This window comes from Pseudooceanicola lipolyticus (assembly GCF_002786325.1).
Taxonomy (GTDB): domain Bacteria; phylum Pseudomonadota; class Alphaproteobacteria; order Rhodobacterales; family Rhodobacteraceae; genus Pseudooceanicola_C; species Pseudooceanicola_C lipolyticus.
The window spans coordinates 1-12721 of record NZ_PGTB01000122.1; the positions used below are offsets into that span (position 1 = coordinate 1).

General features: G+C 66.1%; 13 protein-coding genes. 8 read left to right on the forward strand and 5 right to left on the reverse strand.

Annotated elements, in window-relative coordinates:
- On the forward strand, positions 1-258 hold a 258-nt coding region (locus CVM52_RS19415; protein ID WP_503128397.1), incomplete at its 5' end, for a glycosyltransferase family protein.
- Positions 259-321: 63 nt separating this feature from the next.
- On the opposite strand, the gene CVM52_RS19420 is transcribed toward CVM52_RS19415, so the two are convergent.
- The 3 genes from CVM52_RS19420 to CVM52_RS19430 all read right to left on the reverse strand — a co-directional run bounded on the left by CVM52_RS19420 (position 322) and on the right by CVM52_RS19430 (position 2508).
- Positions 322-1344 (reverse strand): hypothetical protein, encoded by a 1023-nt coding sequence (locus CVM52_RS19420; RefSeq protein ID WP_100164085.1) that lies wholly within the window; start codon positions 1342-1344, stop codon positions 322-324.
- Positions 1345-1357: 13 nt separating this feature from the next.
- Complete coding sequence (greA, locus tag CVM52_RS19425; protein ID WP_100164086.1) at positions 1358-1828, reverse strand: transcription elongation factor GreA; 471 nt, start codon at positions 1826-1828, stop codon at positions 1358-1360.
- 293 nt (positions 1829-2121) lie between these two features.
- Positions 2122-2508, reverse strand: a complete 387-nt coding sequence (locus CVM52_RS19430; protein WP_100164087.1) for a VOC family protein — start codon at positions 2506-2508, stop codon at positions 2122-2124.
- A gap of 93 nt (positions 2509-2601) precedes the next feature.
- Here CVM52_RS19430 and soxR point away from each other — a divergent pair, with 93 nt between their 5' ends.
- The 6 genes from soxR to CVM52_RS19460 all read left to right on the forward strand — a co-directional run bounded on the left by soxR (position 2602) and on the right by CVM52_RS19460 (position 9565).
- Positions 2602-3054, forward strand: coding sequence for a redox-sensitive transcriptional activator SoxR (gene soxR / locus CVM52_RS19435; protein ID WP_100164088.1), 453 nt, complete (start codon positions 2602-2604; stop codon positions 3052-3054).
- A gap of 72 nt (positions 3055-3126) precedes the next feature.
- Entirely contained in the window at positions 3127-3972 is an 846-nt protein-coding gene (locus CVM52_RS19440) for an isocitrate lyase/PEP mutase family protein (protein WP_100164089.1), read from the forward strand.
- Positions 3973-4088: 116 nt separating this feature from the next.
- Entirely contained in the window at positions 4089-5738 is a 1650-nt protein-coding gene (locus CVM52_RS19445) for an electron transfer flavoprotein-ubiquinone oxidoreductase (protein WP_100164090.1), read from the forward strand.
- Positions 5739-5905: 167 nt separating this feature from the next.
- The gene (locus CVM52_RS19450) at positions 5906-7594 is read left to right on the forward strand and encodes a tetratricopeptide repeat protein (RefSeq protein ID WP_240621008.1); all 1689 of its coding nucleotides are present in this window, start codon (positions 5906-5908) and stop codon (positions 7592-7594) included.
- Complete coding sequence (locus CVM52_RS19455) at positions 7581-8399, forward strand: 4-(cytidine 5'-diphospho)-2-C-methyl-D-erythritol kinase (protein WP_100164091.1); 819 nt, start codon at positions 7581-7583, stop codon at positions 8397-8399. The genes CVM52_RS19450 and CVM52_RS19455 overlap by 14 nt, the downstream gene beginning before the upstream one ends.
- Positions 8400-8566: 167 nt before the next feature.
- Positions 8567-9565, forward strand: coding sequence for a 2-dehydropantoate 2-reductase (locus CVM52_RS19460; RefSeq protein ID WP_100164092.1), 999 nt, complete (start codon positions 8567-8569; stop codon positions 9563-9565).
- A 5-nt stretch (positions 9566-9570) separates the two neighbouring features.
- Here CVM52_RS19460 and CVM52_RS19465 read toward each other — a convergent pair whose 3' ends face one another.
- The gene (locus CVM52_RS19465; protein WP_100164095.1) at positions 9571-11052 is read right to left on the reverse strand and encodes an inorganic phosphate transporter; all 1482 of its coding nucleotides are present in this window, start codon (positions 11050-11052) and stop codon (positions 9571-9573) included.
- 92 nt (positions 11053-11144) lie between these two features.
- On the reverse strand, positions 11145-11603 hold the full coding sequence (locus CVM52_RS19470; RefSeq protein ID WP_100164093.1) for an NUDIX hydrolase: 459 nt from the start codon (positions 11601-11603) through the stop codon (positions 11145-11147).
- Positions 11604-11788: 185 nt separating this feature from the next.
- On the opposite strand from CVM52_RS19470, the gene CVM52_RS19475 reads away from it, so the two are divergent.
- A partial coding sequence (locus CVM52_RS19475) for an NAD(P)-binding domain-containing protein (protein WP_172721047.1) occupies positions 11789-12721 on the forward strand: 933 nt, incomplete at its 3' end.

Here is a 12721-nt window from a genome sequence, read left to right on the forward strand (position 1 = left end):
GATCTGCCGCTGGCCCTGGCGGCGACGGCTGGGCCCGAGGGCCAGATGCGCCACCCGACCTTCGGCCTGTGGCCGGTGGCGCTGCGCAACGATCTGCGCCAGGCGCTGTCGGACGGGACGCGCAAGGTGACGCAATGGGCCGACCAGCATGGCGTCGGCGCCGCGGTGTTTCCCGCCGCGCCGGTGGACCCGTTCTTCAACATCAACACCCCGGCGGATCTGGATCGTGCCGCGGTGCTGGCGGCGTCGCTGTCCTGACCGCCCAAGCATGTGTCCGATGTTATGCGTGGAACCGGCGCGACCGTGGCTGTTGCGCGGGCCTCAGTCGAAGGTGCCGGCGACCCGGCCCAGCAGCATGAAGGCGCGCGCGGTGCGGGTTTCAGACAGCGACGAGATTTCGGCATCCGTCGCGGTTTTTTCGAAATCGGCGAACATGCGGTCGAACAGGCGCAGAAAATGATGCGCCGCGTCGCGGAAGATCGGATCCTGCTTCATCCGCCCGGCAGTCAGCGCCAGCGAGGTGCGGTCGCGCACGCCACCCAGCGCCGCCACCGAGCGGCCGCGCGCACCCTGGGCGAACTGACGCCAGGTTTCGGGCCGCGCCATGTCGGGGCGCAGGTCGTCCATATAGATGCCATCCTGACTGAGCAGGGTCAGCACATCCTGGCTGGCCTGCACGATCTGTGCGGTGCGGCGGTCGCGCAGGGCGCGGCGCAGCGCGGTAAAGCCTTCCTCGTCCTCGGCGGTTTCGGGGAAATGCAGCGCGCGGATGAAATCCTCGGTTGGCAGCGGCGGCGACAGTTCCTCGGCCGGGGTGCCCAGCGCCAGCAGGCCCTGATCCTCCTCGCTTTCGGCGGTGCGTTTCGGCGCCACCACCGGCAGGCTGCGGTCGCGCCGGGTGTGGAAGGTGGCCAGCGCGGTTTCGGTCTTTTTCGCCGCCTCGGCGATCTCGTCCAGCTTGCGCGCCACCGAGGCATCGGAGCCGCCGCGGCCGCCGCGCTGCTGCTGGGCGACATAGGATTGGCGGATGCCGTCGATCGCCGCCTGCAGCCGGGCGCTTTCCTCGCGCATCACCCGGTTCGACCGCGCCGCGGTGGCCGCAACCCAGATCATCGCCACCGGCAGGAACACCGTCAGCACCGACAGCACAAAGCGCAGCCCGTCGAATTCCTGCGGGCCCTCGGAGGGAATCAGCACGAAAAAGGCCAGCGCGCCGAGCAGCCACAGCGCCGTCAGCGCGATCGCCACCACCTCGATGCCGGTGATGGCGTCGTATTGCGGACGGTCGTAGATTCCGAGCGGCGTGGTCTGGCTTTCCATGCGGTCGCGGGGGGGTGCGGACATCGGCGGCGCTCCGTCAGGAATACTCGATCTTCAACACTTCGTAGGATTTTTCGCCGCCGGGCGTGCGCACTTCGACGCTGTCGCCTTCATCCTTGCCGATCAGCGCGCGCGCAATCGGCGATTTGATGTTCAGCAGGCCCTTTTCGATATTGGCCTCGTGTTCGCCGACGATCTGCCAGGTCTTTTCCTCGTCGGTGTCTTCATCGACCAGCGTCACCTTGGCGCCGAACTTGATGGCGCCGGACAGCTTGGCCGGGTCGATCACTTCGGACAGGCCCAGGACACTCTCGATCTCTTTGATGCGGCCCTCGATGAAGGACTGCTTTTCGCGCGCCGAGTGGTATTCGGCGTTTTCGGACAGGTCGCCATGCTCGCGCGCTTCCGAGATGGCCTTGATGATGGCCGGACGCTCGACGGATTTGAGCTGCTTCAATTCGGCTTCCAGGGCGCTGTAGCCCCGCGGCGTCATCGGAATCTTGTCCATAGTCGATCTTTCCACACAAAAATTCGGCGCCCCGCCGCATCTTACGCGCCGGGGCGACCTGAAGTGAATCAGACATTAGCGAATGCCGCGTGGTTTTGGAATGCATCCGGCGCAGTGAAGGCCTGACCGGCTTGTCGCCGCTCAGCAGGCCGGGCCCAGGTACAGGCAGCTCTGCGCCAGTTGCGGGCCCGGCGGCGCCTTGGACCACCGCCGGGTCCGTGCCCGCCAACGGAAGCGCGGCCAGTGCAGCCCGAACACATAGCGTGGCCGGGGCAGGGCGGTAGCGGCCGCCGTCATGGCTGGTGCGAGGCGACTTCCCACTCGATCCCGTCCTTGTCGAGAAAGTAAAACCGCCGCCCGGGGGCATATTCGGCATGGTTGATCGGGGTGAACCCGGCGCGTTTCACCCGCTCTTCCACCGCGTCGATATCGTCGGTGAAGGCGGCGATGTGGTTCAGCCCGCCGATGGTGCGATAGCTGTCTTCCTGCCGGGGGCGGGCATCGCCAAAGCTGAACAGCGCGACATAGCTTTCATCGGTGCCGACATGCACGGTGTAGCCGGTTTGCATGCCGGGCCCCTGCCAGCGGATGTGCCATCCGAACACATCGCACAGCCAGGCGGCGGTGGCCTTGGGATCGGCGACGGTGATGTTGGTGTGTTCGAGTCTTGCCTGGGGCATGCCCCTATCTCCTTGATTTGGTTGCGATGGTCACAGCTTCGGATATCAAGTAAGGTTGAGATCAAGGTGTAAGTTTCGTTTTAAAACAATTGGATGAGAAAAATGCGTGGCGTTTCCATCGGCTATGTGGCCCGGCGCACCGGGCTGGCGGTTTCGGCAATCCGGTTTTACGAGGAAGCGGGGCTGGTGCATCCGGGCCGCGACCGGGGCGGGCGCCGGGTGTTTGCACGGGGTGATATCCGGCGGCTGTCTTTCATCCGCATCGCCCAGCGGCTGGGATTCTCGCTGGCCGATATCGGCGCAGCGCTGGCCAGCCTGCCGGACGGGCGCAACCCGACGCGCGAAGACTGGGCCAAGCTGGCCGGCGGCTTTCGCGACGAGATCGACGCCCGGATCGACGGGCTGACGGCGCTGCGCGACAAGCTGGACGGCTGTATCGGCTGCGGCTGCCTGTCGCTGGATCGCTGTTCGATCTACAACCCGCAGGACCGCGCCTCCGAGCTGGGCGACGGCCCCCGTTATCTGATGGGGGACCGCGCGCCCTGACGGCCCTGCCCGGCGGCTGCCCTTTTTCTGCCGCATAGGCATGGTGTCTGGTGCGGCAAGGAGATCGATCAGATGGCCACGGACCAGCAGGACAAATACGAGCGTTTCAAGGCATTGCATCAGCGCGCCGGGGCCTTTGTCATGCCCAATGCCTGGGATGCCGGCACCGCGCGCATCCTGACCGCCATGGGCTTTGAGGCGCTGGCCACGTCCAGCGCCGGATTTGCCTATGCGGTCGGCAAACGCGATTCGCGCGCCGTGCTGACCCGGACCGAGGTGCTGGAAAACGCCCGCGCCATCGCCGAAGCGACCACCCTGCCGGTATCGGCCGATTTGGAGGACGGTTTCGGCATCATGCCGGAAACCTGCGCCGAAACCGTGACGCTGGCCGCCGAATGCGGGCTGGTCGGCGGCTCAATCGAGGATGCGACCGGGCACGCGGATGCGCCGATCTATGAAATGCAGCTGGCCGAGGAACGGATTGCCGCCGCGGTCGAAGCGGTGCGCGGCAAACCCTTTCTGGTGACGGCGCGGGCCGAGAATTTCCTGTGGCATCGCCACGACCTGGACGACACGATTCACCGGCTGCAGGCCTATGCCGCCGCCGGGGCCGACGTGCTGTATGTGCCGGGGCTGAGCGATCTGCGTGATATCCGCACCATTTGCGAGGCGCTGGACCGGCCGATCAGCGTGAGCATGGCGACCGTTACCCCCTCGTTCTCGGTGGAAGAGCTTGGCGCCGCCGGGGTCAAGCGCATCTCGGTCGGCAGCTCGTTTGCACGCGCCGCGCTGGGCGCTATGATGCGCGCGGCCGAGGAAGTGCTGGAACAGGGCACTTTCACCTATGCTAAATCCGCGGCCAGCGGAGCGACGCTGGCCGAGATGATGCGCGCCGACAAGCCGGGCGCACGCACCTGAACCAGCGACCTGCCGCGACATTGTGTTGCGATTGACCAGATCGGGTGCGAAAAGGTACTCAGCCACGAAAGATTATTGCGCCAGACGCGCAGAATTAGCCAATGGAGAGCCCCGCAATGGCCGAGATCGAACGCGAATCGATGGAATATGACGTTGTGATCGTCGGCGCCGGGCCCGCGGGCCTGAGCGCGGCGATCCGACTGAAACAGCTGGACGCGGATCTGAACGTTGTGGTGCTGGAGAAGGGCTCGGAAGTTGGGGCGCATATCCTGTCGGGCGCGGTGCTGGATCCCTGCGGGCTGGACGCGCTGATTCCGGATTGGAAGGACAAGGGCGCGCCGGTGACCGTGCCGGTGCGCGAAGACAATTTCTTCATGCTGGGCGAGGCGGGCAAGGTGCGCATCCCCAATTTCCCGATGCCGCCGCTGATGAACAACCACGGCAATTACATCGTGTCGATGGGCAATGTCTGCCGCTGGATGGCCGAACAGGCCGAGGCGCTGGGCGTCGAGGTGTTTCCCGGCATGGCCTGTTCCGAGCTGGTCTATGGCGAAAACGGCGAGGTCAGGGGCGTGGTTGCCGGCGAATTCGGCAAGGAGCCCGATGGCAGCCACGGCGCCAATTATGAGCCGGGCATGGAGCTGTTGGGCAAATATGTCTTCCTCGGCGAAGGCGTGCGCGGGTCGTTGGCCAAGCAGGTGATCGCCAAATACGACCTGCAAAAAGGCAAGGAACCGCAGAAATACGGCCTGGGCATGAAGGAGATCTGGGAGATCGACCCGGCCAAGCACAACGAAGGCTCGGTCACCCACACCATGGGCTGGCCGCTGGGCAAGAATGCCGGCGGCGGGTCATTCATCTATCACCTGGACAACAACCAGGTCTATGTCGGCTTTGTGGTGCACCTGAATTACAAGAACCCCTATCTGTTCCCCTATATGGAGTTCCAGCGGTTCAAGCATCACCCGATGGTGGCCGAGCTGCTGAAGGGCGGCAAGCGGGTCGCTTATGGCGCGCGCGCGATCACCGAGGGCGGCTATCAGTCGATGCCGAAGATGGTGGCGCCGGGCGTGGCGCTGCTGGGCTGTTCGGTGGGCATGGTCAACGTGCCGCGCATCAAGGGCAACCACAACGCGATGCTGTCGGGCAAAGCCGCGGCCGAGGCCGCCTATGCCGCCATCCAGGCCGGGCGCAGCGCCGACGAGCTGAGCGATTACGAGACCGAGGTGCGCACCGGCGCGATCGGGCAGGACCTGAAAAAGGTGCGCAACGTCAAGCCGCTGTGGTCGAAATACGGCCTGCTGGCCAGCCTGTCGCTGGGCGGGCTGGACATGTGGACCAACACTTTCGGCTTTTCGTTCTTCGGCACGCTGTCGCATGGCAAGACCGATGCCGAGGCCACCGAAGAGGCCAGCAAGCATAAGGCGATCGATTATCCCAAGCCCGACGGCAAGCTGTCCTTTGACCGGCTGACCAACGTGTCCTTCTCGTTCACCAATCACGAGGAAAGCCAGCCGGCGCATCTGACGCTGAAGGATCCGGCGGTGCCGGTGAAGGTGGATTACGCCAAATATGCCGGCCCCTCGCAGCGCTATTGCCCGGCCGGGGTGTATGAATTCGTACAGGACGAGGGCGGCAGCCCGCAATTCGTGATCAACTTTCAGAACTGCGTGCATTGCAAGACCTGCGACATCAAGGATCCGCCGCAGAACATCGTCTGGACCACGCCACAGGGCGGCGACGGGCCGAACTATCCGAACATGTAGCGGCGGGGCCGATCGGGCGGAATCCGCGCATTTTCAGGTAAAATTGCCACGATTAGCGCCGCGTCGCGGGGTTGCACCATTGCGCGCGGCGGGCCGAACGCATAGCTTTTTCAAAATGGTTTCCCAAACGGGGTGTGCGCGTGGTCTCATTCATTTCAAGGGCGGCTTTGGCCGCGATTGTCCTGACTCTGCCGTCCATCGGTGCGGCGCAATCCGCCTCGGGGGCTTATCTCGCCGGACGACAGGCGCTGTATTCCAGCGATTTCGACGCGGCGGCGACCTATTACACCCGCGCCCTGACCAGTGACCGCAACAATCCCGAACTGATGGAAAACGTGATCCTGTCGCAGCTTGCGCTGGGGCGGCTGGATGCGGCGCTTCCCCTGGCGCAGATGATGCGGACGCAGGGGCTGAGCAGCCAGGTGGCGCATATGGTGATGGCCACCCACATGATCGCCGAGGGCGATTTCCAGGCATTGCTGGACCGCGATGTCGAAACGCTGGGCATCGGGTTGCTGGTGGATGGTCTGATCACCGCCTGGTCGTGGCTGGGGGTTGGCGATCTGGAGCGGGCGCTGCTGGCCTTTGACGACGTGGCCGAGCAGAACGGGCTGAGCACCTTCGCGCATTATCACAAGGCGCTGGCGCTGGCCTCGATCGGGCAATATGCCGAGGCCGAGGCGATTTTCGCCGAGGACGAGGGCGGCCTGTCGCGGATGAGCCGGCGCGGCGCCATCGCGCGGGCGCAGATCCTGTCCCAGCTGGACCGCAATGAAGACGCGCTGGCGCTGCTGGACGATGCCTTTGGCGGCGCGCCGTTGGATCCGGGGCTGGCGGCGATCGCCGACCGGCTGGCGGCGGGTGAAAACGTGCCGTTTGACCAGGTCGGAACGGTGCGCGACGGTCTGGCCGAGGTCTTCTTTTCGATCAGCAGCGCGCTGCAAGGCGAAGCCTCGGACGATTTCGCGCTGATCTATACCCGCACCGCCATTCATCTGCGCCCGGATCACATCGACGCGCTGCTGCTGGCCGGGGATCTTCTGGAAGGCCTGGGCCAGTATGACCTGGCCGTGTCCACCTATCGCAAGGTGCCGCCGGACAGCCCCGATTACCACGCCGCCGAAATGGGCCGGGCCGAGGCGCTGCGCCGCGCGGCCAAGCCGGACGCGGCCATCGAGGTGCTGACGCGACTGGCCGACGATTACCCGACCTTGCCGCAGGTGCATTCGGCGCTGGGCGATCTGCAGCGCCAGCAGGAAAACTATGGCGCGGCGGCCGATGCCTATGACCGGGCGATCGAGTTCACCGAGGACGGCGCGCCGTCGCAATGGCATCTGCATTATGCCCGCGGCATCAGCCACGAGCGGCTGAAGGACTGGGACCGTGCCGAGCGCGATTTCCGCAAGGCGCTGGAACTGAACCCCGAACAGCCGCAGGTGTTGAATTACCTGGGGTATTCGCTGGTTGAACGGCGCGAAAAGCTGGACGAGGCGCTGGACATGATCGAGCGCGCGGTCGCGGCACGGCCCGACAGCGGCTATATCGTCGACAGCCTGGGCTGGGTGCTGTACCGGCTGGGCCGCTATGCCGAGGCGGTGGCCCATATGGAACACGCGGTCGAACTGATGCCGGTTGATCCGGTGGTGAACGATCACCTGGGCGATGTGTTCTGGGCGGTTGGCCGGTATCGCGAGGCCGAGTTCCAGTGGAAGCGCGCCGTGTCCTTCATCGATCCGGAAGATACCGATGGCGAGGCCGACCCGGTGCGCATCCGGCGCAAGCTGGAAGTCGGGCTGGACAAGGTGCTGGCCGAAGAAGGCGCGCCGCCGCTGAAAGTGGCGAATGACGGCGGCTGAGGAATTCGCGCCGGCCAAGATCAACCTGACCCTGCATGTGACCGGCCAACGGGCCGACGGCTATCATCTGCTGGATTCGCTGGTGGTGTTTGCCGATATCGGCGACCGGCTGTGGCTGATCCCCGCCGCACAGATGGCGCTGGACGTGGGCGGCCGGTTTGCCGACGGAGTGCCGCGGGACAACCGCAACCTGGTCTGGCGCGCTGCCGAACTGTCCGGGCAGAGCCTGCGAATCCGGCTGGAAAAGAACCTGCCGCATGGTGCCGGGATCGGTGGCGGATCGTCGGATGCGGCGGCGGTGCTGCGGTTCTGCGGCGCCCCGGAACATGCACCGTCGCTGGGCGCGGATGTGCCGGTTTGCCTGTCGCCGCTGCCGCAGCGGATGCAGGGCATTGGCGAGGAACTGGCGCCGGTGGCGGTGCCACCCTGCCATCTGCTGCTGGTCAATCCGGGAGTGGACCTGCCGACACCCGAGGTGTTCAAGGCGCTGGAGCAGCGCGAACATGCCGGGATGGGGCCGCTGCCGCGCTGGCCTTCGGCGGCGGAATTCACCGCCTGGCTGGCGGCTCAGCGCAATGACCTGGAATCCGCCGCCTGCCGCCTTGCGCCGGTGATCGGCGCGGTCCTGGCCCAGCTGGGCGATGCGCCGGTCGCCCGCATGTCCGGTTCCGGCGCCACCTGTTTCGGGCTGTATGAAAACGCCGATCTGGCGCGCGCGGCGGCACGGCGGATTTCGGCGGCGAAGCCGGGCTGGTGGGTGCAGCCTGCCGCCATATTGAGCGGCGCCCTGCCCGCGGCGGGATAGCCGGTTCGAAACAGCAAAAATCTACTTATCCGTGCACTTTAAACGCCGGGTTTTTCACCCCATACTGGGGGCAAGCGGGGCGATTTTGCCGCTTCCCGACCTGATCGGGATAGGGGCACAGACACCATGCCACCCGTAGGTGCGGTATCGCGGAATGGACGAGTGCAATGACCGAAAAACGGATCGTGGTGGCGGGCGCAGGGATGGTCGGCTGTTTCGTCGGCGGGTTGCTGGCGGCGGCCGGGCACCGCGTGACGCTGCTGGGGCGCGAACGGGTCTTGATGGAAATTGCCGAACATGGGCTGACCACCGATGATTTCACCGGCTTTTTCTCGCGGGTTTCCCCCGGGCAGCTGGATCTGAAGGTCGATCCGGCGGTTCTGGGGAAGGCCGAACTGATCCTGGTCACGGTGCGCAGCGGCGCAACCGCCAGGATGGCGGCGGAAATCGCCGCCCGCGCCGCTCCCAAAGCGCAGGTCGTCAGCCTGCAGAACGGCATCGATGCCACGGTGATCCTGCAGGATGCGCTGCCTGACCGCGACGTGCGCGCCGGGATGGTGCCGTTCAACGTGGTGCCAATGGGGAAGGGGCGATTTCACCGCGCCTCCAGCGGCGATATCGTGATCGGGCCGGGGCCGGGCGATCTGGCGCGGGTGTTGTCGGTGCCGGGGCTGAAGGTGACCGAATCCGCCGAGATCTTTGAATTTCAGGCCGGCAAGCTGGTGCTGAACCTGACCAATGCGCTGAACGCGCTGTCCGGGCTGACGCTGCGCGGGATGTTGTTGGATCGGAGCTGGCGCCGGCTGATCGCTGACCAGTCGGCCGAGGCGTTGGCGGTCTACCGCGCCGCCGGTCTGACTGCGCAGTTGCCGATTTCGCTGCCGATCCGGTTGTTGCCGCCGGTTCTGCGGCTGCCAACCGTGGTGTTCCGGACGATTGCCGCGCGAATGCTGACGATCGATCCGCTGGCGCGTACCTCGACCGCCTATGACCTGGTCGCCGGCCGGCCCACCGAAGTGGAGGCGTTCCAAGGCGCGATCCTGCGGCTGGCCGGGGCGCGCGGAGTCGCGGTGCCGCTGAACGCGCGGGTGATGGACCTGATCCGCGCGGCCGAGGCCAAGGGCGCGCATCAACCCGGATTGACGCCGGAGGCAGTGCGGGGCTGACCGGCTCAGCCGATCAGCGCGCTCAGCATCAGGAAGATGCCCGCCGACAGCCCCGCCGCGGTGGGCACGGTGACCGTCCAGGCGGCCAGAACGGTCATCAGATGTGACCGGCGCACCAGCTTGCGCCGTCGCCGTTCGGCGCTGGCCAGGCGGCGGTCGGGCGTATGCGGGCCGCCCTGCTGCTGCAACCGCCGGTACAGATACCATTCGCGGAAAAAGCCGACGCCAAAGACACCGCCGACGGCGATATGGGTCGAACTGACCGGCAGGCCCAGCCAACTGGCCAGGATCACCGTCAGCGCCGTCGCCAGCGCGACGCAATAGGCACGCATCGGGTTCAGTTTGGTGATCCGCGATCCGACCATGCGGATCAGGCGCGGGCCGAACAGGAACAGGCCGAAAGAGATACCGAAGGCGCCGATGATCATGATCCATAGCGGGATCGCGACGCTTTCGGCAAAGGTGCCGGATTGCGCCGCGCGAATGATCGCGGCGGCCGGCCCCACCGCATTGGCCACATCATTGGCGCCATGGGCAAAGCTCAGCAGCGCGGTGGAACAGACCAGCGGCAGGCCGAACAGCTTTTTAAGCGACCGGTTGCGATTCTCCAGCCCCGCCGACTGGCGGCGGATCACCGGCCGCACCGCGGCCCAGGCGACAAGCCCGGCACCCAGGCCGATGGCCAGCGCCGGCAGGCGGCCAACCGCGACCACATGCACCAGGCCCTTCAGCGCCAGATAGGTGCCAAAGGCGCCGGCCATCATGCCGATCAGCACCGGCACCCAGACCTGCGCGGCGGCGATCTTGTCCGCGCGATACATGATGCGCGACTTGATCAGGGCCAGGACGGCGGCGGCACAGGCGCCGCCCAGCAGCGGCGCCACGATCCAGCCCGCGGCGATCATGCCCATCGTGTCCCAATGCACCGCCGACAGGCCCTGCGCGGCGATTCCGGCACCCATCACGCCGCCGACGATCGAATGGGTGGTCGAGACCGGCGCGCTGATCCAGGTGGCGAAATTGACCCATAAGGCGGCCGAGATCATCGCCGCCAGCATCGCCCAGATCAAGGTTTGCGCGTCGGCCAGCGCGGTGCTGTCGATGATGTTGCCGGCGATGGTCTGGGCCACGTCGCCGCCAGCCAGCAGCGCGCCGGCGCTTTCGCAGATGGCGGCGATTGCGATGGCGCCGCCCATCGACAGCACGCGCGCGCCCACGGCCGGGCCCATGTAATTGGCGACGTCATTGGCGCCGATATTGATCGCCAGGTAGGCGCCGAACACCGCCGCCGCGATCATCGCGACGCGCATCGGTTCCTGCCCGGACATCACCGCGGCGGCAATGCCCGCCAGCACCATGAAGGCCAGCGCCACCCCGGTGCCGACCATCGGCCGCGCCACATAGCTGGCGGCCAGCTCGAGATGACCGATGCGATGCAGATCGGTGTCGAGCGATTTCCAGGTATGCCCCGAGGGCGAGCGCGCCATGGTGTGGTCCGTGCGGTGGGTTTGCTTCACCGGTTAGACGCCAATACGCGTCAAGGCAACGGCTTGACCTGTCCCGGTCGACTGGCGGCCGGTCAAAACTCGGCCAGAAGGCGCTTTAATCCGGGTTCCTGCACCATCTGGGCGGCCTGTTTCGGCGAGACCCAAATATGTTGTCGCTGATCGGATTCGGGGAAATCGCTGACCATAAGCGTCACCCGTGCCGGATAAACCAGGGTTTCGACCTGGGCGATCTGTCCGCCGGCCAGTTCCTTGCCGTAATCGTATCGGCCGATCGGGGTGGGGTCGACCTGGGCGGTTTTGACCCCGGCCTCTTCCCAGGCTTCCTGCAGCGCGGATTCGGCCCCGTTCAGACCTTCGATCGGCCAGCCCTTGGGCAATATCCAGCGCCCGGTGCCGCGGCTGGTGATCAGCAGCACCTGTTTCTCGCCATTGATTTCGCGGTGGCAAAGTGCCGCAACCTGTACCCGCTTTGGCCGCATAAGGAACGGCCGCAGGACTTCTTCCCACGCCTTGGTCCAGACCCCTGACATACCGAATATCCTGCTCAGCAACAAAATTCTTCTGTTTCTTATGGTGCGGAACATAGTCGTGAACCGGCAAAAAAGCAAATTTTCCCGCTGTGAATAGCGGGTTCGCGCGCACCTCTGCGCGGCTCGGGTCTTGCCTCTGGCGCGGGGGGCCGCGATGGTGGCGCCGCAGAATGAGGGGCAGGTGAATGAGCAAGGCACAGATCGGCGTTTACGGGTTGGGGACGATGGGCAGCGCGCTGGCGTTGAACCTGGCGGAAAAGGGGTTTCGCGTCGCCGTCACCAACCGCGAAACCGACTGGATCGCGCCGTTCCTCGACGAGGCCGGGCCATTGGCCGAATCCATCCTGCCGGCCGAGACGCTGGAGGATTTTGTCGCCGCGCTTACGCCGCCGCGGGTGATGCTGTTCATGATCCCGTCGGGGCCGGCGATGGACGACATGATCGACCGGCTGCGCCCGCTGCTGGCTGAGGGCGACACCTTGATCGACGGCGGCAATGCCGATTTCAACGACACCCGTCGCCGGGTGGCGGCGCTGGAGGGATCGGGGCTGCATTTTGTCGGTATGGGCGTTTCGGGCGGCGAGGAGGGCGCGCGCCACGGGCCCGCGATGATGGTCGGCGGGTCGGATCACAGCTGGACGTTGTTGCGCCCGATGGTCGAGGCGATTGCGGCCCGGTTCCGGGGCGATCCCTGCGTCGCCCATGTCGGGCCCGATGGGGCGGGCCATTTCGTCAAGACGGTGCATAACGGCATCGAATATGCCGATATGGAGCTGATCGCCGAGATTTACGGCCTGCTGCGCGACGGCGCAGGCTGGGAGGCGCCACGGATTGGCGCGCTGTTTGCCGGCTGGCAGGACGGGCCGCTGGCCTCGTACCTGGTCGAGATCACCGCCAAGGTGCTGGCCGCGACCGACCCGGAGACCGGCAGGCCGGTGACCGAGGTGATCCTGGACAGCGCCGGCCAGAAAGGCACCGGGCGCTGGACGGTGATCGAGGCGCTGAAACTGGGCCAGTCGGCCAGCGCCATCGAGGGCGCGGTGGGCGCGCGCAGCTGGTCGTCGGAAAAATCGGTGCGCGAGCAGGCGGGCGGCCTGCTGCGCGCTGCGGCGCCGGGC

What these genes read in the sequence shown, in the direction of transcription:
- soxR (WP_100164088.1), top strand. Translation starts at nt 2,602, where the DNA reads ATGAGAAAAATGCGTGGCGTTTCCATCGGCTATGTGGCCCGGCGCACC.
- CVM52_RS19440 (WP_100164089.1), top strand. Translation starts at nt 3,127, where the DNA reads ATGGCCACGGACCAGCAGGACAAATACGAGCGTTTCAAGGCATTGCAT.
- CVM52_RS19455 (WP_100164091.1), top strand. Translation starts at nt 7,581, where the DNA reads ATGACGGCGGCTGAGGAATTCGCGCCGGCCAAGATCAACCTGACCCTG.
- greA (WP_100164086.1), bottom strand. Translation starts at nt 1,828, where the DNA reads ATGGACAAGATTCCGATGACGCCGCGGGGCTACAGCGCCCTGGAAGCC.
- CVM52_RS19470 (WP_100164093.1), bottom strand. Translation starts at nt 11,603, where the DNA reads ATGTCAGGGGTCTGGACCAAGGCGTGGGAAGAAGTCCTGCGGCCGTTC.
- CVM52_RS19445 (WP_100164090.1), top strand. Translation starts at nt 4,089, where the DNA reads ATGGCCGAGATCGAACGCGAATCGATGGAATATGACGTTGTGATCGTC.
- CVM52_RS19460 (WP_100164092.1), top strand. Translation starts at nt 8,567, where the DNA reads ATGACCGAAAAACGGATCGTGGTGGCGGGCGCAGGGATGGTCGGCTGT.
- CVM52_RS19420 (WP_100164085.1), bottom strand. Translation starts at nt 1,344, where the DNA reads ATGTCCGCACCCCCCCGCGACCGCATGGAAAGCCAGACCACGCCGCTC.
- CVM52_RS19465 (WP_100164095.1), bottom strand. Translation starts at nt 11,052, where the DNA reads ATGGCGCGCTCGCCCTCGGGGCATACCTGGAAATCGCTCGACACCGAT.
- CVM52_RS19430 (WP_100164087.1), bottom strand. Translation starts at nt 2,508, where the DNA reads ATGCCCCAGGCAAGACTCGAACACACCAACATCACCGTCGCCGATCCC.